19 protein-coding genes are annotated in these 22,616 nt (G+C 62.1%); 10 read left to right on the forward strand and 9 right to left on the reverse strand.

Going from position 1 to position 22,616, the window contains the following annotated elements:
• Nucleotides 1–87: 87 nt before the first annotated feature.
• Nucleotides 88–894, reverse strand: coding sequence for a TraB/GumN family protein (locus C9411_RS13100; protein ID WP_063991000.1), 807 nt, complete (start codon nt 892–894; stop codon nt 88–90).
• Between the two features lie 133 nt (nt 895–1,027).
• Nucleotides 1,028–3,739, reverse strand: a complete 2,712-nt coding sequence (copA, locus tag C9411_RS13105) for a copper-exporting P-type ATPase CopA (RefSeq protein ID WP_107227198.1) — start codon at nt 3,737–3,739, stop codon at nt 1,028–1,030.
• Between the two features lie 108 nt (nt 3,740–3,847).
• Between copA and cueR the strand changes: the two genes are divergently transcribed.
• On the forward strand, nt 3,848–4,249 hold the full coding sequence (cueR, locus tag C9411_RS13110; RefSeq protein ID WP_047728634.1) for a Cu(I)-responsive transcriptional regulator: 402 nt from the start codon (nt 3,848–3,850) through the stop codon (nt 4,247–4,249).
• Here the strand turns inward: cueR and C9411_RS13115 are convergent.
• The 3 genes from C9411_RS13115 to allS form a co-directional block, all read right to left on the reverse strand.
• The gene (locus C9411_RS13115; protein WP_063991002.1) at nt 4,246–4,707 is read right to left on the reverse strand and encodes an NfeD family protein; all 462 of its coding nucleotides are present in this window, start codon (nt 4,705–4,707) and stop codon (nt 4,246–4,248) included. The genes cueR and C9411_RS13115 overlap by 4 nt on opposite strands.
• 2 nt (nt 4,708–4,709) lie before the next feature.
• Entirely contained in the window at nt 4,710–5,615 is a 906-nt protein-coding gene (locus C9411_RS13120; RefSeq protein WP_004940203.1) for an SPFH domain-containing protein, read from the reverse strand.
• 72 nt (nt 5,616–5,687) lie between these two features.
• Nucleotides 5,688–6,602, reverse strand: a complete 915-nt coding sequence (gene allS / locus C9411_RS13125; protein WP_063991003.1) for an HTH-type transcriptional activator AllS — start codon at nt 6,600–6,602, stop codon at nt 5,688–5,690.
• A gap of 353 nt (nt 6,603–6,955) precedes the next feature.
• Here allS and C9411_RS13130 point away from each other — a divergent pair, with 353 nt between their 5' ends.
• From C9411_RS13130 to C9411_RS13160, 7 genes are all read left to right on the forward strand, one after another.
• Nucleotides 6,956–7,441 (forward strand): ureidoglycolate lyase, encoded by a 486-nt coding sequence (locus C9411_RS13130; protein WP_107227199.1) that lies wholly within the window; start codon nt 6,956–6,958, stop codon nt 7,439–7,441.
• 70 nt (nt 7,442–7,511) lie between these two features.
• Nucleotides 7,512–8,327: an HTH-type transcriptional repressor AllR gene (allR, locus tag C9411_RS13135; RefSeq protein ID WP_063991005.1), complete on the forward strand. Its 816-nt coding sequence runs from the start codon at nt 7,512–7,514 to the stop codon at nt 8,325–8,327.
• Between the two features lie 119 nt (nt 8,328–8,446).
• Entirely contained in the window at nt 8,447–10,228 is a 1,782-nt protein-coding gene (gene gcl, locus C9411_RS13140) for a glyoxylate carboligase (protein WP_107227200.1), read from the forward strand.
• An 11-nt stretch (nt 10,229–10,239) separates the two neighbouring features.
• Nucleotides 10,240–11,019: a hydroxypyruvate isomerase gene (gene hyi, locus C9411_RS13145; RefSeq protein WP_107227201.1), complete on the forward strand. Its 780-nt coding sequence runs from the start codon at nt 10,240–10,242 to the stop codon at nt 11,017–11,019.
• Between the two features lie 10 nt (nt 11,020–11,029).
• Nucleotides 11,030–11,911, forward strand: a complete 882-nt coding sequence (glxR, locus tag C9411_RS13150; protein WP_107227202.1) for a 2-hydroxy-3-oxopropionate reductase — start codon at nt 11,030–11,032, stop codon at nt 11,909–11,911.
• A 254-nt stretch (nt 11,912–12,165) separates the two neighbouring features.
• A complete protein-coding gene (locus C9411_RS13155; protein ID WP_223915619.1) occupies nt 12,166–13,419 on the forward strand; it encodes an MFS transporter in 1,254 nt (417 codons plus the stop codon).
• Nucleotides 13,420–13,548: 129 nt separating this feature from the next.
• Nucleotides 13,549–14,691, forward strand: a complete 1,143-nt coding sequence (locus tag C9411_RS13160; protein WP_107227203.1) for a glycerate kinase — start codon at nt 13,549–13,551, stop codon at nt 14,689–14,691.
• Nucleotides 14,692–14,744: 53 nt separating this feature from the next.
• Here C9411_RS13160 and allE read toward each other — a convergent pair whose 3' ends face one another.
• The 4 genes from allE to allD form a co-directional block, all read right to left on the reverse strand.
• Nucleotides 14,745–15,530, reverse strand: coding sequence for a (S)-ureidoglycine aminohydrolase (gene allE / locus C9411_RS13165; protein WP_049213831.1), 786 nt, complete (start codon nt 15,528–15,530; stop codon nt 14,745–14,747).
• A gap of 57 nt (nt 15,531–15,587) precedes the next feature.
• Nucleotides 15,588–16,847 carry an MFS transporter gene (locus tag C9411_RS13170; protein ID WP_107227204.1) on the reverse strand — a complete coding sequence of 420 codons (1,260 nt, stop codon included), beginning with the start codon at nt 16,845–16,847 and terminating at the stop codon, nt 15,588–15,590.
• A complete protein-coding gene (gene allC / locus C9411_RS13175; protein ID WP_107227205.1) occupies nt 16,844–18,091 on the reverse strand; it encodes an allantoate deiminase in 1,248 nt (415 codons plus the stop codon). Before allC ends, C9411_RS13170 begins: the two co-directional genes overlap by 4 nt.
• A 171-nt stretch (nt 18,092–18,262) precedes the next feature.
• Complete coding sequence (gene allD / locus C9411_RS13180) at nt 18,263–19,312, reverse strand: ureidoglycolate dehydrogenase (RefSeq protein WP_015376901.1); 1,050 nt, start codon at nt 19,310–19,312, stop codon at nt 18,263–18,265.
• A gap of 358 nt (nt 19,313–19,670) precedes the next feature.
• Between allD and C9411_RS13185 the strand changes: the two genes are divergently transcribed.
• Together C9411_RS13185 and C9411_RS13190 are read left to right on the forward strand one after the other, a co-directional pair.
• Nucleotides 19,671–21,338 (forward strand): acyl-CoA synthetase FdrA, encoded by a 1,668-nt coding sequence (locus C9411_RS13185; RefSeq protein ID WP_107227206.1) that lies wholly within the window; start codon nt 19,671–19,673, stop codon nt 21,336–21,338.
• A gap of 9 nt (nt 21,339–21,347) precedes the next feature.
• Nucleotides 21,348–22,613, forward strand: a complete 1,266-nt coding sequence (locus C9411_RS13190; protein WP_107227207.1) for a DUF1116 domain-containing protein — start codon at nt 21,348–21,350, stop codon at nt 22,611–22,613.
• The last annotated feature ends 3 nt before the right edge of the window (nt 22,614–22,616 follow it).

The following is a 22,616-nucleotide window of genomic DNA, read 5'->3' on the forward strand; positions in this document are numbered from 1 at the left end:
TTGTAACCGTTAACACGGTTGCTATGCGTATAACTAGAATACAAGAAATTCCTCTTTGACTGGCCAATAGCGATATTGGCCTCTTTTTTAGCCCTGCGGCTGCAGCATCGCCGGCAGGTTATCCTCGCCGTACAGGTGCAATGCGCCAACCGCCACCACATAGTCCCCGGCCGGCAGCGCCTCCAGCTGACGCCGCCAGTCGCGATTGCGCTGATGCATCAGCACGTCGTACAGCCCGGCGCTGAAGGTGGCGGGCAGGGTGTCCAGCGTGCCGCGCGGTTTGGCGTCCAGCCACCAGCTCACCATGGTTTGCAGCAGCCGCGCGTTGGTGTGCCAGTGTTCCAGCGTATCGCGCAGCAGCGCAATGCCGCCTTCCGGCAGCTGTTCCAGCATCGCCAACTGCTGCTGCGCCCCTTCCAGTTCGATCACCGGTTTGTCCTGCGCCCTGGCGGCCTGCAGCAGCTGATAGTCCACGCCGTACTCTGCCCGCAGCCCCAGACGCTGAGCCTGGCGCGCCTGCATCATCAGCGCCACCTGCCAGCCGGGCAGGGTGGCGAAGGCGTGCGGATCGGTGCCCAACTCGTGGCACAGCGTCAGCAGCCGTTGAAATTCTTCGGCGGACAGACGCTGTTCCAGCGCCGGCTGCTGTTCTGCGTGGTCGAAAGGGGAGGCGGCGTCGGTGATATCGGCTTCGACGATCAGCGCGTCGGCCTGTTGCAGCCGGGCGGCTAGCCGGGGCGGCAACGGCGACATATCGACGGTGCCCATATGGATGCTGCCCACCAGATGTAGCCGACGATCGCCCGACAGAGTGATGTCCAGCGCCGGATAAGCATAACGTTTGGGGGAGATCAGGCCGAGAAAGGCGGCGAGGCGGCGTAACAGTTGACCCATACGGCGTGGCTCCTGAATAACGGGTGCGCGTTTCAGCATGAAAGGCGAGAGAAAATCATCATTCATGCTAAACGCTATCCGCCGCGCAGGAAAGCCCGGAAAACGGCGGGGCGCCATGACGGCGCCCCGGCGATCACTTCCTGGGTTTAAAACGCAGCAGCCGGTTGGCATTGCTGACGACGGTAATCGACGACAGCGCCATCGCCGCGCCCGCCACCACCGGGCTGAGCAGCGTGCCGGTCAGCGGGTAAAGCACGCCGGCGGCGATCGGGATGCCCAGCGTATTGTAGATAAAGGCGCCGAACAGGTTCTGCTTCATGTTGCGCAGCGTGGCCTTCGACAGTTCCACCGCATCCGCCACGCCGTGCAGGCTGTGGCGCATCAGGGTGATGGCGGCGGTCTCGATGGCGATGTCGCTGCCGCCGCCCATCGCGATGCCCACGTCGGCCTGCGCCAGCGCCGGGGCGTCGTTGATGCCGTCGCCGACCATCGCCACGCGCTGGCCCTGCGCCTGCAGCTGCTTGATCGCTGCCGCTTTGCCGTCCGGCAGCACTCCGGCAATCACCCGATCGATACCGGCCTCTTTGGCGATGGCGTTGGCGGTCACCGGGTTGTCGCCGGTCAGCATTACCAACTGATATCCCTGCTGGTGCAGGCGCTGCAGCGCCGCGACGCTGTCCTCGCGCAGCGGATCGCGAATGGCGAACAGCGCGGCCGGTTGACCGTTAACGGCCAGCAGCACCGGCGTCACGCCGCGTTCGGCCTGGGCGCGCATCGGCGCTTTCAGTTCGGCGGTCGCAACCTGATGTTGCTCCAGCAGCGCGGCGTTGCCCAGCAGCAGCTGCACGCCGTCGATCTCCCCGCTGACGCCGGCGCCGCGCAGGGTGCGGAACTGCGCGACCTGCGGCAGCGTTTGCCCGGCGGCGCGTTCCATGATGGCGCGCGCCAGCGGGTGGTTGGAACCTTGCTCCAGCGCGGCGGCCCAGCCAATCGCCTGCTGCTCGCTGACCTGATTGAAGGTCAGGATCTCCACCACCTGCGGTTTCCCTTCGGTCAGGGTGCCGGTTTTGTCGAACACCAGGGTGTCCAGCTGGCTGGCCTGCTGCAGGGCGTCGGCGTCGCGTACCAGCACGCCGAACTCCGCCGCGCGGCCGACGCCGGAGATGATCGACATCGGCGTCGCCAGGCCCAAGGCGCACGGGCAGGCGATGATCAGCACCGTGGTGGCGATCACCAGCGTGTAGACCAGCTGCGGCTGCGGGCCGAAGAAGTACCACATCGCCGCGCTGAACAGGGCGATCGCTACCACCGCCGGCACGAACACCGCCGAGACGCGGTCGGCCAGTTGGCCGATCGCCGGTTTACTGCTCTGCGCCTGACGTACCAGTTTGATGATGCGCGCCAGCGTGGTTTGGCTGCCGATGGCGGCGGCGCGGAACAGCACGCTGCCGTCGTCGACCACCGTCCCTGCATGCACTGTATCGCCGGGGCCTTTTTGCTGCGGCACCGCTTCGCCGGTCAGCATCGCTTCATCGAGCCAGACTTCGCCCTGCACGATGTCACCGTCGACCGGCACGCGATCGCCGGTGGTCAGCCGCAGCGTCATACCGAGCTGCACCTCCGCCAGCGGGATATCGCGCTCGCCGTCGTCGGTTACCAGGCGCGCGGTAGGCGGCGTCAGATCCAGCAACCGCTCCAGCGCCTGCGAAGAACGCTGACGAGCGCGTTGCTCCAGCGCATGGCCGAGGTTGATCAAACCGATGATCATCGCGCTGGCCTCGTAATAGAGGTGACGCGCTGCCATCGGGAAGAAATCGGGCCAAATGTTGACGGCGATCGAGTAAAGCCAGGCGGCGCCGGTGCCGAGCGCCACCAGGGTATCCATGGTGGCGCTGCCGTTCATCAGCGCGCGCCAGGCGTTGCGGTAGAAGTGCCCACCGGCGAACACCATCACCGCCAGGGTGATAACGCCGACCAGCAGCCAGGGGCGCTGGGTTTCCGGCGTCAGCGTCATGCTGCCGCCGAACAGCCCCCAGGCCATCAGCGGGATACCCAACGCCAGACCCAGCGCCGCCTGCCAGCTAAAGCGCTTCATGTTGGTGCGTGCGGTCTGCTGCTGGCGCTCGCGGCGTTCGGTCTCGTCCTGAATCATCTCGGCGCCGTAGCCGGCTTTTTCCACCGCCGCCACCAGCGCCTGCGCATCGGCGGCGCCGGTCACCAGCGCGCTGCGTTCCGCCAGGTTGACGCGTGCGTGCTCTACGCCGGGAACGCTTTGCAGCGCCTGCTGCACTTTATTGACGCAGCTGGCGCAGGTCATGCCGCTGAGCAGCAGCTGTACGCTGTCGTCCGCGCCGTCGGTTGCCGGAAGGGGAGATTGCGCCGCTGGCTGAACGTCCGGCAACGAAGGTGTTGCGTCAGTCAACGGCTCAGTTTTTGGGGCGACGGCGCCCGCTACGCTGGCGTGATAACCGGCATCTTCCACCGCGGCGATCAGCGCCTGTGGATCGGCATCGCCGTACACTTTCGCGCTGTCGATCTCGACCTCGGCGGCGAACACGCCCGGCACCGCTTCCAGCGCTTTGCGGGTGGTGCCGACGCAGTGCATGCAGCTCAGGCCGCTCAGTTGCAGTTCGGTATCGGCGTGCGGCGCGACCTCGGCCTGATAACCGGCGGCAATCACGCTGTCGATCAGCGCGCTGTCCGGCGCGTCGCCGGTCACTTTGGCGTAATGTACGTTAACGTCCGCCTGTTCGACATCGCTGCGGCTTTCCAGGGCTTTTTTCACCCGCTGCGCGCAGTTCATGCAGGACAGCCCCTGCAACGCCAGCATAGTGGTGTGTGACATGATTGGACTCCTTGCGTAGAAGGCGGTGTTTAAAGGTTGACCGCCTGACCTGTTTTCACTAAGAATGGAGCTTAAACCTTCCAGCAAGGGTAAGGTCAAGGAGGGAAAATGAATATTAGCGACGTCGCGAAAAAAACCGGGTTAACCAGCAAGACGATTCGTTTTTACGAAGAGAAAGCGCTGATTACCGCCCCGATCCGCAGCGATAACGGTTATCGCCACTATTCCGCCAGGCACGTCGAAGAGCTGACGCTGCTGCGCCAGGCGCGGCAGGTAGGCTTCAACCTGGACGAGTGCCGCGAGCTGGTGGCGTTGTTCAACGATCCGGCCCGCCACAGCGCCGACGTGAAGGCGCGCACGTTGCAGAAGGTGGCGGAGATTGAAAGGCACATCAGCGAACTGGGCGAAATGCGCCAACGCCTGCTGGCGCTGGCTGACCAATGCCCGGGCGACGAGGGGGCGGAGTGCCCCATCATCAATAACCTGGCGGGGTGCTGTCGTTCGAATTAACGGCTGATGGCGCGGATCACCAGCGTGACGCCTTCCACCGCCACCACTTCCACTTCGGCGCCGGCGGGCAGATCTTCTGCCGCCTGCGCGCGCCAACTGCTGTCACCGATATTGATGCGCCCCATGCCGTTGTGCATCGGCTCCGTCAGCGTAGCGCGGGTGCCGATCAGCTGGCGGTTGCGCTGGTTGAGCACCGGCGACCCGCCGGATGCGGCCGCCGGGCGCCGTCGCAGCCAGTACCACCACAGGTAGGCGACGACGACGGTCAGGACGGCGAAGATCATGCCCTGCCACGCCCAGGAAAGCGGCGGCAGCAGCCAGATCAGAGCGCCGACCAACAGCGCCGCCACGCCGCTCCACAGCAGATAGCCGCCGGCGCCGAGCATTTCCGCCGCCAGCAATACGCCCCCGAGGGAGAGCCAAAACCACAGCGGATTCGCCGCGATCAGTTCGAGCATGATTATTTGCCTTTGCTTTCTTTCAGCAGTTCGGTAATGCCGCCGATCGAGCCGAGCAGGCTGCTGGCGTCCAGCGGCATCATCACCACTTTGCTGTTGTTGGAGGAACCGATCTTCTGCAGCGCGTCGGTGTATTTCTGCGCCACGAAGTAGTTCACCGCCTGAATGTTACCGCTGGCGATGGCGTCGGACACCAGCTGGGTGGCGCGCGCCTCGGCCTCGGCGGCGCGTTCACGCGCTTCCGCCTGCAGGAACGCCGACTGGCGTTCGCCCTCGGCCTTCAGGATCTGCGATTGTTTCTCCCCTTCGGCACGCAGAATGGCCGCCTGACGCACCCCTTCCGCCTCGAGGATGTCGGCACGTTTGGTACGTTCGGCTTTCATCTGGGCGTTCATCGAGGCGATCAGTTCCGCCGGTGGCCGCACGTCGCGGATCTCGATACGGGTGATTTTCACCCCCCACGGATTGGTCGCTTCATCGACGATGTGCAGCAGGCGGCTGTTGATGCTGTCGCGTTGCGACAGCATTTCGTCCAGCTCCATTGAGCCGAGCACGGTACGGAAGTTGGTCATGGTCAGGTTGACGATCGCCTGTTCGAGGTTGCTGACCTCGTAGGCGGCGCGCGCCGGATCGACCACCTGGATAAAGCACACCGCGTCGATGGCGACGTTGGCGTTATCGCGGGAAATGACCTCCTGCGAGGGGATGTCCAGCACCTGCTCCATCATGTTGATTTTGCGGCCGATGCGATCCATGAACGGCACCACCAGGTTCAGGCCCGGCATCAGCGTTTTGGTGTAGCGGCCGAAGCGTTCTACCGTCCATTGGAACCCCTGCGGCACAATTTTGACGCCGGCGAACACCACAATCAGCGCGACGACGATCACGATGGGAATAAAAGTAAGCATGCAAACCTCCTGTCAGACATATGTAAACAGATATTACGTCAGCGCCGGAAAAATGCCTACCGTTACCGCGACTTAATCCAGGGCGCCGACCAAACCCGCGATCAGCGGATCCCGCGTCTGGAACAGGTTGATAAGGGTGCGCACCGCTTCACCGCCGCGAGCGTCGGACCAGGCCAGCGACAGGGGAGAGGGTTGGCGCGGATATTTGAGCTGCTTAGCCACCAACTCGCCGCTATCAAGGTAAGTTTGGCACAGCTGGCGCGGAAGGAAACCGATCCCGAGGCCGCGCAGATGGCACTCCAGCTTGGTGCGCAGGTCCGGCACCTTGATCTCCTGTTGGCCCGACAGCAGCCAGGCGGTGCGCTTGGCCAAATGGCGTGCGGTATCTTCGACGTTGATCGCGGCGTAAGGGCGCAGCTGCGTTTCGTTCAGCGGATCGGCGGCGGCGGCCAGCGGGTGCGTCGGCGAGATGGCGAACACCCAATCGATCTTGCCCAGCGGCAGTACCTTGATGCTGTTTTCCAGCGATTCGTTGCCCGCCGCGCCGATCGCCAGATGGCAATCCTCATTCAGCAGCGCGTCCCACACGCCCATGTACACCTGGCGAGAAATGTGGAATTGGGTGAACGGGTATTTGTCGTGCAGGTGGGCCAACAGCCCGGCCACGGCGGCGGCGTCGTACAGCAGGTTGTTGATCACGATATTCACCTGATGCTCTACGCCGTCGTTGATTTGCCGCAGTTCGCCCGGCATGGCGTCCAACCAGGTGTGCCACTGGCGGCAGCGCTCCAGTAAATATTCTCCGGCCGGCGTCAGGTTGACGGTGCGGGTGGTGCGGATAAACAGCTGCGTGCCGATGCTCTCTTCCAGCGTTTTGATGCGGTAGCTGATGGTGGCGGTGGTTTTATGCAGCAATTCTGCCGCGCGCGAGAAGCTTTGGCACTCGGCAACTTTGATAAACGAACGAATGGTTTCGTGATCCAGCATGTGGGGTCCTTGGCTGACACCGCCTTTTCGGTTATCGGTGAGAAGAATCTACTGATGTTGCGGCGCGATAGGCAGCGGCAAAGCCCAACCCCACGATCCCGGTCACAGAATCATCCGATAGCGATGAATATGCGCCGCCCCATTTTGCCCGATGATGAATCAGGTGATTTTTTAATTCATTGATTTAACGCAACTAATATTGTTATTCGATCGTAAAGTGTGCGGGTGATCTTATTGTGGAAAAATTTTCCAAAAAAATGCTGTCAAATTCAACACGCGCTGTCTAGAGTGAAGTCGTTGGGTGAAATATCGCCGTTCAATCGTCGTCTGGGTCATGCGTTTTGGAGAATCACATGGATTTAATCATCGAAGAATTAACGCCGGCGGCCTTTGCGCCTTACGGCGATGTATTGCAGATAGAGGGCTCGCGTTTCTTTCATATCAATGACGGGAAAACCGAGCGTTATCACGATCTCGCCAAGATAGAGGTGTCCGACGGCAACCGGGTGCTCGCCAGCATCAACCGGGCGGAACCCAGCGAGCTGCCGATGACCTTTTCCCTGTTGGAAAAGCATCCGCTCTCGTCGCAGGCCTTTGTGCCGATGAACGGCGAACGCTTCGTGGTGATCGTCGCCGAACCGGGCGAAACCATCCCCGTCGGCACGCTGCGCGCCTTTATCACCAACGGCAAGCAGGGGATCAACTATCATCGCAACGTCTGGCATCACCCGCTGTTTGCCTATGCGAAGGTCACCGACTTTTTCACTATCGATCGCGCGGGCGCCGACAACTGCGTGGTCAGCCGCTTGCCGGAGCCGTATCGCATAGTTTTGGCATAGCGCTGGCCGCACGCCGCGCAGGGCGTTTATCATAGCGTCACCCATGCCGTTACTGATAAAGGAAGCTTGAATGACCGAATTACGCAGGAAAGGACGACCCGCCACCGAAGCCGGTGCCACCAAAGGGGCGCAGGCGTTGGATCGTGGGCTGGAGATCCTCCAGTACCTGGCCAACGCCGGGGGGAGTTCGTCGGTTTCCGTGCTGTCCGAAAAGCTGGAGTTGCCGCTGTCCACCACCTTCAGATTGTTGAAAGTGCTGGAGAAATCGGAATTCGTCTTTCAGGATCCACAGCTGGGCTGGTGGCATATCGGCATTCAGTCGTTCACCGTCGGTTCCGCTTACATGAACGATCGCGACGTGGTATCGGTGGCCGGGCCGTTCATGCGCCGGCTGATGTTGCTGTCCGGCGAGACCGCCAACCTGGCGATCCGCAACAATTTCGACGCGGTGCTGATTCGTCAATGCGAGTGTCAGGCGATGGTGCGCATGTGCGCGCCGCTGGGCAGCCGTTTGCCGCTGCACGCCTCGGGCGCCGGCAAGGCGCTGCTGTACCCGCTGGCGGAAGAGGAGATGCTGGATCTGATCGTGCGTTCGGGGCTGCAATCCTACACGCCGAAGACGCTGACCAGCGTGAACCTGCTGCGCAAGGATCTGCATCAGTCGCTGGCGCAGGGCTACACCATCGACGATGAAGAGCACGCGCTTGGCCTGAACTGCCTGGCTTCGGCGATTTTCGATCGCAACAACAACGTGATCGCCGCCATCTCCATCTCAGGGCCGAGTTCGCGAGTCGGCAAGGAGCGGTTCAAGGAGCTGGGTGAACTGGTGGGTGAAGTGGCCAGAGATATCAGCGCCGCGCTGGGCGAATCGCGCAGCAGGGCGTAAACGTCGCGCGCCGGGCTGAACCGGCGCGAAGCAAGACTCCCCGTTTGATGAGCAAACGGGTTTTTTTGACCGCAATTTTAAGTTGGAAAAATTTTCCAATAAATTAAGGAGAGCATCACATGGCAATTATGCGAGCGGTAGACGCGGCAATGCACGTGCTGGAAAAAGAAGGGATCACCACTGCGTTCGGCGTGCCCGGCGCGGCGATCAACCCGTTCTACGATGCGATGCGGCGGCACGGCGGCATCAAACACTACCTGGCGCGGCACGTGGAAGGGGCCTCGCACATGGCGGAAGGGTACACTCGCGCCGCCGCCGGCAACATCGGCGTGTGCATCGGCACCTCCGGCCCGGCGGGCACCGACATGATCACCGGGCTTTACTCCGCCTCCGCCGATTCGATCCCGATCCTGTGCATCACCGGCCAGGCGCCGCGTGCGCGTTTGCACAAAGAAGATTTTCAGGCGGTAGACATCGAATCGATCGCCAAGCCGGTGACCAAGATGGCGGTCACCGTGCAGGAACCGGCGCTGGTGCCGCGCGTGCTGCAACAGGCGTTTCACCTGATGCGCTCCGGCCGACCGGGCCCGGTGCTGATCGATCTGCCGTTCGACGTGCAGATGGCGGAGATCGAGTTCGATCCGGACACCTACTCTTCACTGCCCGCCTATAAGCCGGCGGCCACCCAGATGCAGATCGACAAAGCGCTGGATCTGCTGTGCGCGGCGAAAAAACCGCTGATCATCGCCGGCGGCGGCATTCACAACGCCGACGCGGCGGATCTGCTGCAGCAGCTGGCGGAGATCTGCAATGTGCCGGTGATCCCGACGCTGATGGGCTGGGGCGCCATTGCGGACGATCACCCGTTGATGGCGGGCATGGCGGGCCTGCAAACCTCGCACCGCTACGGCAACGCCAACCTGCTGGATTCGGATCTGGTGTTCGGCATCGGCAACCGCTGGGCCAACCGCCACACCGGCTCGGTGGACAAGTACACCGCCGGGCGCAAGGTGGTGCACATCGATATCGAGCCGACGCAGATTGGCCGGGTGATCTGCCCGGATCTGGGTATCGTCTCCGACGCGCGCATCGCGCTGCAAATGCTGGTGGACACGGCAAAGCGCCGCTTCGAACGCGGCGAGTTGCCGAATCGCGACGCCTGGTGCGCCGCTTGCCTGCAGCGCAAGCAAACGCTGCTGCGCAAAACCCACTTCGACAACGTGCCGGTCAAGCCGCAGCGGGTGTATGAAGAGATGAACCGCGCCTTCGGCCGCGACGCCTGCTACGTCACCACCATCGGGCTGTCGCAGATCGCCGCCGCGCAAATGCTGCACGTTTTCGAGCCGCGTCACTGGATCAACGCCGGCCAGGCCGGCCCGCTGGGCTGGACGCTGCCTGCGGCGCTGGGCGTATGCGCCGCCGATCCGCAGCGCAAGGTGGTCGCGCTGTCGGGCGACTATGATTTCCAATTCATGCTCGAAGAGCTGGCGGTCGGCGCACAGTTCAAGCTGCCCTATATCCACGTGCTGGTGAACAACGCCTATCTGGGGCTGATCCGCCAGGCGCAGCGCGGGTTCGATATGGATTACTGCGTGCAGCTGTCGTTTGAAAACATCAACAATGCGGAGATTGGCGAGTACGGCGTCGATCACGTCAAGGTGGCGGAAGGGCTGGGCTGCAAGGCGCTGCGGGTGTTCAAACCGGAAGAGATCGCGCCGGCGTTCCGTCAGGCCCAGGAACTGATGCAGCAGCACCGGGTGCCGGTGGTGGTGGAAATCATCCTGGAGCGCGTCACCAATATTTCCATGGGTACCGAGCTGGATAACGTCAACGAGTTCGAACCGGTGGCGGCAACGCCGGAAGACGCGCCGACCTCGGTCAACTTCTTTGATTACCGTTGAGGAGCCTTACCATGCCGAAATTTTCAGCCAACCTGTCCATGCTGTTCACCGAAGTCGATTTCATGCAGCGCTTCCGCCGGGCGAAGGAGCAGGGCTTCAGCGCGGTGGAATACATGTTCCCCTATAACTACCCGATCGCCGCGTTGCGCAGCGAACTGGAGGCGCATCGCCTGAGCCAGGTGCTGTTCAACCTGCCGGCCGGCGACTGGGCGGCGGGCGAACGGGGCATCGCCTGCTTGCCGGGGCGTGAAGCGGAGTTCCGCGACGGCGTCGGGCGCGCGATCGAGTATGCGCAGGCGCTGGGCTGCGATCGCATCAACTGCCTGATCGGCAATCCTGATCCCGCCGTCAGCCGCCACACCACCGACGAACGGGTGAAGGAGAACCTGAGCTACGCCGCCGACACTCTGGCGCGGCAGAATATCCGTCTGTTGATCGAACCGATCAACCGCTACGACATGCCGCAGTTCTACCTGCAAACCTCCCGGCAGGCGATCGAACTGATCGAAGCGATCGGCAGCCCCAACCTGTATCTGCAGTACGACCTTTACCACATGCAGCGCATGGAGGGGGAGCTGACGCAGACCCTCGAGCGCCTGCTGGCGAAGATCGACCACGTTCAGGTCGCCGACAACCCGGGGCGGCATGAGCCGGGCACCGGCGAAATCAACTGCGAGTTTATCTTCGCGCAGCTGGATCGCATGGGTTATCGCGGCTGGATCGGCTGTGAATACAAACCGCTCACCACCACGGAAAGCGGCCTGTCATGGATTAAAAAATACCTGTCTTGAGGAGATGAAAATGAAAGTGGGATTTATCGGTCTGGGCATCATGGGCGCGCCGATGGCGGAAAATCTGCTGGCGGGCGGGCATACGCTTTACGCCCACACCCGGCATGAGGTGCCGGCGGTGCTGTTGCAGCAAGGGGCCATCGCCTGCCGCGATCCGCAACAGGTGGCGAATGAGGCGGACGTGATCTTTATCATGGTGCCGGATACGCCGCAGGTGGAGGAGGTGCTGTTCGGTGAACGCGGCTGCGCCGACGGCAAGCTGAACGGCAAAGTGGTGGTGGACATGAGCTCCATTTCACCGCTGGAGACCAAGCGGTTCGCGCAGCGCATCAACCAGCTGGGCGCCCAGTACCTGGACGCGCCGGTTTCCGGCGGCGAAGTGGGCGCCAAACAGGGCACGCTGACCATCATGGTGGGGGGCGAGGAAGCGACCTTCGAACGGGTGCAGCCGCTGCTGGCGCTGATGGGCAAGAACATCACGCTGATCGGCGGCAACGGCGACGGGCAAACCTGCAAGGTCGCCAACCAGATCATCGTGGCGCTGACCATCGAAGCGGTCTCCGAGGCACTGGTCTTCGCCTCGCGCGCCGGCGCCGATCCGGCCCGGGTGCGCGAAGCCCTGATGGGCGGTTTCGCCTCGTCGCGCATTCTGGAGGTGCACGGCGAGCGGATGATCAAGCGGGCGTTCGCGCCGGGGTTCCGCATCTCGCTGCACCAGAAGGATCTCAATCTGGCGCTGCAGGGCGCGAAGGCGCTGGCGCTCAGCCTGCCGAATACCGCCACCTGCCAGGAGCTGTTCAACGTCTGCGCCGCTAATGGCGACGGCGAGCTGGATCACTCCGCGCTGGTGCGGGCGCTGGAAATCATGGGTAACCACCGGGTGGCCGGCTAAGAGCACCCCCGGCATTTGATTTGCCGGCTTATCGTTAGAATCAGAGATGTTCGACATTAATAACGCCCTCTTTATGATAAATAAAGAGGGTCCCCGCCAATCCAATAAAAAATGATTCAGCACAATAAAAAGTAAAAAGCAGGATGCCAACCGAGGAGACACTGAATATGGCAACCGATAATGCTGTTATTGATAAAGATATTCTTACCGCCCCTGACAAAAACCGTTTATATCGAAAAATCGCCTGGCGCATTATGCCCATTTTATTAGTGAGCTATATCGTCGGTTATCTCGATCGGGTTGGGATCTCGTTTTCGAAATTCCAAATGATGCCCGATATTCTGAACGGCAATGTCTCGATGGCCGAAGCCGTTTACGGGCTGGGCGCCGGGGTGTTTTTCATCGGCTATATCATCGCCGGGGTACCCAGTAACATTCTGCTGAGCCGCTACGGCGCCAGAAAGATCATCGCGCTGCTGATGGTGGTGTGGGGGGCGATCTCGATGCTGAGCATCTTTATCACCAACCCCTGGCAATTCTACCTGGCGCGTTTCCTGCTGGGGCTGGCGGAGGCCGGCTTCTACCCCGGTGTGATCCTCTATCTGACGCTGTGGTTCCCGTCCAGCCAGCGTGCCAAGATGACGGCGCTGTTCGTATGCGGCATCCCGGTCAGCAACATCATCGGCGGCCCGCTGTGTGGGTGGATCATCGAGCACATGAACGGCCTGATGAATCTCTCCGGTTGGCAGTGGCTGTTCTTTATCAGCGGCCCGCGCGCGCTGCTGATCGCCATCGTCATCTTCTGTTTCCTGGATAATACCTATCAGAGCGCCAAGTGGCTCAGCCCGCAGGAGAAGGCGCTGATCAAAGAGGATATGGCGCAGAGCGCGCCGCGCCAGGGCGCCGCCGGCGGGCAGGAGTGGACGATGAAAAGCATGCTGAGATCGTCCGCGTTCACCAAAATGTGGCTGATTTGCTTCTGCACCGTGATGGGCCAGGGCGGGCTGGCGTTTTGGGTGCCGACCATTATTCGCGACACCGGCGTGACCTCGGTGATGGATATCGGCCTGCTGACCATGCTGCCGTACATGCTGGCGGTGGTGGCAATGCTGGCGGCCGCACGCAGTTCGGACAAGCATCGCGAGCGGCGCTGGCACATCATCGTGCCGTTCTGCATCGCCGCGGTGTCGCTGATCTTTATCGGCCTGTTCCCGGACAACAAGCACGTGGTGATGGCGGCGCTGTGCGTGGCGGTGGCGTCGAGCCTGGTGCCGTCGCCGCTGTTCTGGAGCCTGCCGAACGCCATTTTTACCGGCACCTGCGCTGCGGCGGGCATTGCGCTCATCAATTCCATCGCCAATATCGGCGGTTTTATTTCACCTTATATCATCGGCTATTTCAAACAGCTGACCCACAGCAATTTGGCGGCGATGTGCGTCTTGTCGACGATGATGATACTGGGGGCGATATTAACCTACAGCGTGCCGGCGAAATGGGTCAATAAATAACACTTTCCTTCAGCTTCATTAAATAGTCGGCAACAGTTTTATTTTTATTTCGCCATGCATTTCTCATCTGATTATTTCAGCGGGGGAAGGCATGGCCATTTTTATTTCGTCTCGAATAAAGGAGGCAGCATGAAAATTGTTATTGCACCGGATTCATTTAAAGAAAGCGTCAGCGCAGAACGGGCGGCGCAGGCGATCGCGCGCGGCTTTCACGAGGTTTATCCCGATGCCGAGTGCGTCTGCCTGCCGATCGCCGACGGCGGCGAAGGCACGGTGGACGCGCTGGTGGCCGCCACCGGCGGGCGCAAGGTGACGGTATCGGCGACGGGGCCGCTGGGGGAACGGGTGACGGCGTTTTATGGCATCAGCGGCGACGGCAAGACGGCGGTGATCGAAATGGCGGCGGCCAGTGGATTGATGCTGACGCCGGCGGCGCGCCGTAACCCGCTGCTGGCGACCAGCTACGGCACCGGTGAACTGATCCGGCATGCACTGGATCAGGGCATTCGCCACCTGATCCTCGGCATCGGCGGTAGCGCCACGGTGGATGGCGGCGTCGGCATGGTGCAGGCGCTGGGCGGGCGCTTCTACCGCCCGGACGGCAAGGCGTTGCCGTGGGGCGGCGGCAAGCTGGCGACGCTGAGCGGAATCGATCTCAGTACGCTGGATGCGCGCCTGCGGCAGTGCCGAATCGAGGTCGCCTGCGACGTAGACAATCCGCTGGTGGGGCCGCGCGGCGCGGCGGCGGTGTTCGGGCCGCAGAAGGGCGCGACGGCGGCGATGGTGGCGCAGTTGGAACAGGGCCTGACGCAGTATGCCGAGGTGCTCCGCCAGAGCACCGGTCACGACGTGCGGCACGTCGCCGGCGGCGGGGCGGCGGGCGGCATGGGGATCGCCTGCCAGGTGTTTCTCGGCGCAACGCTGAAGCCGGGTATCGAGATCGTGATGGCGGCGCTGGGCCTGGAGCAGGCGCTAGCGGAGGCTGATTTGCTGATCACCGGCGAAGGACGCATCGACAGCCAAACGCTGGGCGGCAAGGCGCTGTCCGGCGTCGCCCGTCTGGCGCGCGCGCGCGGCCTGCCGGTGATCGCGTTGGCCGGCGTGGTGGAGGACGGGGCGGAGGCGCTGCACGCGCAGGGAATCGACGCGATGTTCAGCATTCTGCCGCGCCTGAGTACGCTGGAGGTCGCGCTGTCGCAAGGGGAACTCAACCTGCAGCGCAGCGCCGCCAACATCGCCCGCGCGATGCGCATCGGCCGCCGATTGGGATAAAAAAGAAGGCCACGCTGCGCGAGCAGGTGGCCTTGGTTTTGGCGGCGAAGCGCTTACGGCTCGACGTCGCGGTTGCAGTCCTTGGAGTAGATGTAGCTGAAGGTTTCCTGGCCCACCGCATAGCCCGCCTGCTGCACATAGGCGCCCATGAAGATGTAGTCGCCTTGCTTCACCGGCATCCATTCATTGTCCAGGTTGTACACGCCGGCACCGCTGAGAATGTAGGCGCCATGTTCCTGCACGTGGGTCTCGATGTAGCCGTGGCTGGCGCCGGGGGCGAAGGAGAGGATGTGCATATTCATGTCGAAGCCCAGATCTTTCGGCAGCAGATCCTGCAGGATCACCTCGCTCATACCCTCGTAGTGGATCTTCTCCAGGTTGGCGACGTTGTTGCTGACCACGTGCGCTTCATAGCCCTTGATGCGCTGGTAGCGGCGCTTGTAGAGGAACAGGCGGCTGGATTGACCGCCGTTGGCGTTTTCCAGCCGCATCGTGACGCCCGCCGGGCAGTAAAGGTAGCCGCCGGCGGTCAGCGGGTAGTCGGTGGCGTCGGCGGAAGCGGTAATGGCGCCGTCGATGACGTACACGAAGGTTTCGATCTCTTCGCCGCCAAAGCCTTTGGTGTTGCGGCCGCAGTCGTGCAGCGTCACCAGATAATCGACGAAGGTGGCGCCCAGTTTCGGCGTCGACAAGATGGTGACGTCGCAGTTTTCAAAACCGGGAATGACGTTGCGCACCAGACCGTTCGGCGGGATCAGCGCATAGTTGCCGCGTTTGATGATGGCGCGCGTTGACAGAATGTCGGTTGGATAACCGGTTTGATTGTTGAAGTAACCCACGTTGATTCTCCTGATCGTTGAAAGGGCGCCGCGGCGGCGCCCGGTAAAAAAGCGCCGTCAGGCCTCGGTGGCCGTTCGGGCTGCCGTAGTGCGTTTCATCAAGACGTTGACGGTGAAGAAAATGGCGGTGCCCACCAGCAGGATGGCGGCGGAGATGTAAAAGCCCATCACCTTGGAGCCGGTACTGTCGGAGATCACGCCGGTGAGGAAGGGGGCGATCACCGACGAGGACATGCCGAAGAAGTTGAACACGCCGAAGCTGGTGCCATAGCCTTTCTTCGGCGCGTTGTCGGCGACGAAGGAGATCATGATCGGATCGACCGCCAGTTTACCCAGCAACCCGTACAGGATCAGGCTGATCAGCAGCATGGTGGAGTCCGGCGAAATGACGGTGCAAACCAGCATCACCGCCGCGCACAGCTCGAGGAAAATGATCAGTTGCACTTTCTTGTTGCGGAAACGGTCGGACATGCGGCTGAAGAACAGCGCGCCCGGCACCGAGGCGAACGCCACCAGGGCGGAGGAGAAGCCGATGGCCACCCCTTCAAAGCCGCGCTCCTGCTGCAGGAACGAGGGTAGCCAGGTGACTATCATGTAGTAGCCGTAGCAGGTGGCGAAGTACATCGCGTAGGCGGAGATCATACGCAGGCTGAACAGGCCGCTGGCTTGGCCGTCCTCTTCGGGCTCGGCAGCCGTCGGCGCAACGGCCTGGCTGACGGCCGCCGGGGCTTGAGGCTGCGAGCCTTTGATGACCACGGCGAACACTAGCGTCATCACCACCAGCAGGCCGGTGATGATGAACAGCATGATCTGCCAGTTCATGTTGAAGCTTTTCACCAGCAGGCTGGAGGCGATCAGGCCGATGGCCATGCCGAGCGCCGAGCCGCTGTTGATCACCGCGGTCGCCAGGCCTCGGCGTTCCAGCGGGATATTCTCCGACGACAGGGAGTAGGCCGAGCCGTAATACGAGCCGCAGCCCATGCCCGCCAGCAGGCTACCGGCATAGACCATGGTCAGGCTGGTGGCGTTGCCGATCAGCAGCGTGGCGATGATGAACAGGCAGAAGCCCGGGATCAGCACCACCTTCTTGCCGAATTTGTCCACCAGGATGCCCGCCGGGATCTGCATCCCGGTGTAGGCGAAGAAGTAGAAGCTGGCGATCAGCCCCATTTCCGCATTGGAGTGCGCGCCGATGGTTTGTTGGATCTCGGGGAAGATCGGCGTCAGGACGGTGCGATAGATCCAGATCACCGCCCAGCCCAGACAGAGCACGACGACGATCTTTTTCCAGTAGCGCGGGTCGATGTCGTTGCTCATGCCTCGGCCCCCTGTTCGGTGTAGGCCAGCTGATACAGCGTCTGCGCCAGGATTTTCACCCCTTCGTTCAGATCGGCGACGGTGGTTTTTTCCGCCGGATTATGGCTGATGCCGGCGATGCTCGGCACGAACATCATCACCGTCGGCACGCGCGGGGCGAAGATTTGCGAGTCGTGCCCGGCGCCGCTGTGCATCATGCGGTAATTCAGCCGCTGCGTTTCGCACAGGCGGCTGACGCAGGCCACCAGCTGTTCGTTCATCGGGATCGGCGCTTCGTCCATCCACAGATCGATCTCGGCCTCGATGCCCATCTCGGCGCAGATGCGCTGGATATCCTGCTCGATCTCCTGCGTGAAGCGCAGCAGCGCGGCCTGATCGGTGTGGCGGCAGTCGAGGGTGAAGTGGGTGAAGCCCGGCACCACGTTGACGGTGTTCGGCTTCGGCTCCACCTTGCCGAAGGTCAGCACCAGCGGATCGCCCTCGGCGCGCGCCTTGGCGATCGATTCGCAGCAGATGCGGCTGAAGGCGTGCACGGTATCCCGGCGATAGCTCATCGGGGTGGTGCCGGCGTGGTTGGCTTCGCCCTGCAGCCGCACGTCATAACGCCGTTGGCCGACGATGCTGGTCACCACGCCGATGGTTTTGCCTTCGGTTTCCAGCACCTTGCCCTGTTCGATATGGATCTCGACGAAGGCCGCGATGTCGCTGCGCAGCGGCTGATGCGGCGGGGGGAAATCGAAACCGGCGTCGCGCATGGCGTTGACGAAGCCGACGCCCTTGGCGTCCGTAATGTGCTGCACGTCTTCCCGCCGGGCCAGGCCGACGATGTTCTTGCTGCCCCAGAACACATAAGGGAAGCGGCTGCCTTCTTCTTCCGCCAGCGCGATGACTTCCAGGCTGCGTAGCGGCGGACCGTAGGTGTCTTTAAGGTATTTGATCGCCATGAAGGCAGCTTCGATACCGAACTGGCCGTCGAGGTTGCCGCCGTTGACCACCGTGTCGATGTGTGAACCGGAGAGAATCACCTGGTCGGGGTATTTGCTGCCCTCCAGTCGGCCGAACAGGTTGCCGACCGCATCAAAATGGGTGCTCAGCCCGGCGGCCTCGAAGGCGTTTTTCAACGCGTGCTGCGCTTCGATCCATTCCGGGGTATAAAGCAGACGCGTCATGCCGCCGCTGGGGTCGGCGCCGATTTTCGATAACCAGCCGGAAATATCACGGATTTCTTGTTGGAAGTCTTTCATGTTTACCTGCCCGCATGTTGTGTCTCAGCGGCGATGCGGCCAGGGCGGGGATATACGCCACCGGCCAGCCTATTGCGCTGAGCGCGCTGATGAAGGTTTTCTTTTTTCTCCCCGGCTCTGACATATCAACCGCGAGCCGCGGCGCAAAAAGCCCACGATAATAAGAGTGCGTTAACTGGCGAAGGGATCTTTATGGTCGTAAGAACGCTGGTAAATAGCATTTGAAATTAAGTACTGATAAATATCGTCGACGATTTCGATGCCGTTTTTCTCGCTTTCCATTTCACGCGCATGGCTATTCTGCCCTGGATAAAGCACTTTGCTGACGCCCGGCGCTGGCTTAACGGCATTCAATTCTTTCATGACCTGGCTGATATTTTTACGGAATGCGGATTCGTTGGTGAAATAACCCGGGTTCAGCACGATATGCAATTGGCCCAATTCCCGGCCGGCGCTGAGATCGTGATACATCGAGCTGACGTGTTTGCCGAACGGCAGGCCGAGCAAAATGCCCGACAGCACGTCGACCATCATCATCAGGCCGTAGCCTTTCGGCCCGGCGATCGGCAGCAGCCCGCTGACGGCGAACGGATCGGTGGTGTGCTTGCCCTCGGCGTCCACTGCCCAGGTATCGGGGATGGCGGCGTTGCGCGAGCGCGCGTCCAGCACTTTGCCCCAGGCCTGCACGGTGGTGGCCATATCGAAGGTGATCAGCTCGTCGCCTTCGCCCGGTGCGGAGAAGGCGATGGGGTTGGTGCCGTAGTAGACCTCGGCGCCGCCGTACGGCACCACCATCGGATCGGACTGGCACAGCGAAATGCCGACCATGCCGGCGCGCGCCGCCTGCTGCACGAAGTACGACAGCGCCCCGCTGTGGCCGATGCGGCGCACGCCCACCACCGCCACGCCGTTCTCTTTCGCCATCTCGATGGCGCGATCCATGCTCAGCTTGGCCGCCACGTGCCCGGCGCCGTTGTCGCCGTCGAAAATGGCGCTGCAGGGGCCGGTTTTTTCAAAGGTGAAATGCGGGTGATTGTTGGTGCCGCCTTTGCTGATGCGTTCGGAATAGTATTCGACCCTGACCGCGCCGTGAGAATGAATGCCGCGCGCATCGGCATGAACCAGCACGTCGGCGACGATGCCGGCGTGTTCCTGGCTCAGGCCGGCGGCGTGAATTTTTTGCTGGATAAGCTGATGTAATTGTTGTTTAGAGACCTTCATATACAGTCCTTTTATCACTACGGTTTATTTAATTCGCCTCTGCGTTGTAATGTATAAATACCGGGGGGGAATAATGTGATCCAGATGCGTTTTATCCGATTGGATTAAAAATTCGTTGAATTAAATCGCCATTGTTAGAAGTTTTTTTATAAATGCTTTTTCCCGTCTGGATTAACTAATATTCAGGCGATTAAGTTATTTTTTCTAACAATGAATAAAGTGTGACCATACTCACCTCAGGGTGTGGTTTTAATTTGTAGCTTGATCATTAACCTTTTCGCTGGATTCAATGCATCGCCGTGCCGCCGGTACGGGAAATATTGCCGATATTATTAAATGCTGTCTTAAGGATATCACCATGATCCATGCTTTTATTAAAAAGGGGAGCTTTCAGGATTCCGTCAGCCTGATGTTGATCTCCCGCAAACTCAGTGAATCTCCCAAGGTCGAGGAAATATCCGTCATGATGGGGACACCGGCCAATAAATCTTTATTGGAGGTGACCGGTTTCTGGCACCCGCAGTTTAGCGAAGCGACGCCGAACGATATTTGCGTGGCGATCAAAGCGGAGTCCGCCGACGAGACGATCGCCGAGGAGATCGGCGCGGCGTTGGAGATGGCGCTCAAGGCGATTGCGCAGGGGAGCCAGGGCGGCAAAAAACTGCTGCGGGCGCGCAGCTGGCGCACCGCCAGGCAAAAGCTGCCCGCCGCCAATCTGGCGCTGATCTCGATCGCCGGCGAATACGCGGCGGAGCTGGCGGATAGCGCGCTGGAAGACGGCTGCAACGTGATGATGTTCTCCGATAACGTCAGCCCGGCGCAGGAAGTGGCGCTGAAAACCAAGGCGCGCGAACGCGGGCTGATCGTGATGGGGCCGGACTGCGGCACCGCCTGCATCGCCGGCGCGCCGCTGGCGTTCGCCAACGTGGCGCCCGCCGGATCTATCGGCGTGGTGGGCGCCTCCGGCACCGGCATTCAGGAGCTTATTTCGCAAATTACCCTGGCAGGCCAGGGCATCTCGCACGCCATTGGCCTCGGCGGGCGGGATTTGACGGCGGAGATCGGCGGCATCAGCGCCATCAGCGCGCTGCGCATGCTGGCGGCGGATCCGCAGAGTCTTGTGCTGGCGTTCGTGTCCAAGCCGCCGGCGCCCGAGGTGCGCCAACGGGTGATCGACGAGATGAAAGCGCTCGGCAAGCCGGTGGTGGCGCTGTTCCTCGGCGCGCAGTCCGCCGTGCGCCAGGATGGCAATATCACGTTCGCCGCCACGCTGGATGAAGCGGCGCGGCTGGCGGCGATGCAGGGCTGTGTGCAGCAACAGGCGGCGCAGCAGCCTGCGGTGCCCGGCGGCAAAATCGCCGGGCTGTACGCCGGCGGCACGCTGGCGGCCGAATGCGCGATGCTACTGGCGGAAAAACTGTCCCTGCCGCTGGATAGCGAGCACCCGCGCGGCGCCATGCTGGTGGCCAACGGCCATCGCATCATCGACATGGGCGATGACTTCTACACCCAGGGGCGCCCGCACCCGATGATTGACCCGACCGCCCGCAATCAAGAGATCGCCCGCCTGGCGCAGCAGCCGCAGACCGGCGTGTTGCTGCTGGACGTGGTGATCGGCTTCGGCGCTCAGGACGATCCGGCGGCGTCGCTGGCGGCCGAGGTGGCCAACGTGTGTGCGGCGCGCGGCGCGGCCCACCCGCTGGCGGCGATCGCCACCGTCACCGGCACCGAACAGGATCCGCAGCAGCGCTCGCGGCAAATCGCCACTCTGCAGGAAGCCGGCATCGCGGTGATGCCGTCGCTGCCGGCGGCGGTCGCGCTGGCGCATCAGCTGATTACCCCCGTCTTACCCGCACCTGAACGCGAACGGCCGGTCTTGCTGGACGGTGTCGCGGTGATCAATGCCGGGCTGCGCAGCTTCGCCGATGACCTGCAAACCAGCGACATTCCGGTGGTGCATTACCAGTGGGCGCCGGTGGCCGGTGGCGATCAACGATTAGCCAACATCTTGAAAAAATTAAAGTAAGGAACCGCTATGTACGCAACGATTGAGCAAGCAAACGCCGCCGTTATCGCCCGTATCCGCGAGGCGCGCCCGCACTGGCAGGATGTGGATCTGGCGCACCGCTTGATCCCGCAGCTGGCCGAAGGGCGCAAGCTGCTGCACGCCGGCCCGCCGGTCACCTGGCAAGAGATGAGCGGCCCGGTGCGCGGCGCCTGCATCGGCGCCTGCCTGTTCGAAGGCTGGGCGCAGGATGAGCAGCAGGCGCTGGCGCTGCTGGAGCAGGGGGAAATCGAGTTTATCCCGTGCCACAGCGTGAGCGCGGTGGGGCCGATGGGTGGCATCACCTCGGGCCACATGCCGATGGTGGTAGTCAGGAACACCGTTCACGGCAACTACGCCTACTGCAACATGAACGAAGGTATCGGCAAAGTGATGCGCTTCGGCGCCTACGGCGAGGACGTGCAGCAGCGCCTGCGCTGGATGCGCGATTCGCTGGCCCCGGTGTTGAAAGCGGTGTTGGCGACGCTGGAGGAGGGGATCGATCTGACCGCCTTGATGGCGCAGGCGATCAGCATGGGGGACGAATTCCACCAGCGCAATATCGCGGCCTCGGCGCTGCTGATGCGCAGGCTGGCGCCGGAGATTAGCCTGCTGCCGCGCGATAAGGCGGAGCTGGCGCAGGTAATGCAGTTCCTCAGCATCACCGATCAGTTCTTCCTCAATCTGGCGATGGCCTACTGCAAGGCGGCTATGGACGCCGGGGCGGAGATTGAGCAGGGCACCATCGTCACGGTAATGACCCGCAACGGCAAGAACTTCGGCATCAAGATCAGCGGGATGGGCGATCGTTGGTTCACCGCCCCCGTCAATACGCCGGAAGGGCTGTTCTTCTCCGGTTTCAGCCAGGCGGACGCCAACCCGGACATCGGCGACAGCGCGATCACCGAAACCTTCGGCATTGGCGGCGCGGCGATGGTGGCGGCACCAGGCGTGACGCGCTTCGTCGGGGCTTCCGGCGGCATGAGCGCCGCCACCGACATCTCCGAGGAAATGGCGGAGATCTACCTCGAACGCAACATGATGCTGCAGATCCCGACCTGGGACTTCCAGGGCGCCTGCCTGGGGTTGGATGCTCGCCGGGTGGTGGAAACCGGCATCACGCCGCTGATCAACACCGGCATCGCCCACCGCGAAGCCGGGGTCGGACAGATCGGCGCTGGCACGGTGCGCGCGCCGCTCGGCTGCTTTGAGAAAGCGATCGAAGCGCTGGCCGATAAGCTCGGCATCACGGCGTAAACG

Origin of the sequence: Serratia sp. Nf2 (genome assembly GCF_003028435.1) — a bacterium.
Taxonomy (GTDB): domain Bacteria; phylum Pseudomonadota; class Gammaproteobacteria; order Enterobacterales; family Enterobacteriaceae; genus Serratia; species Serratia marcescens_L.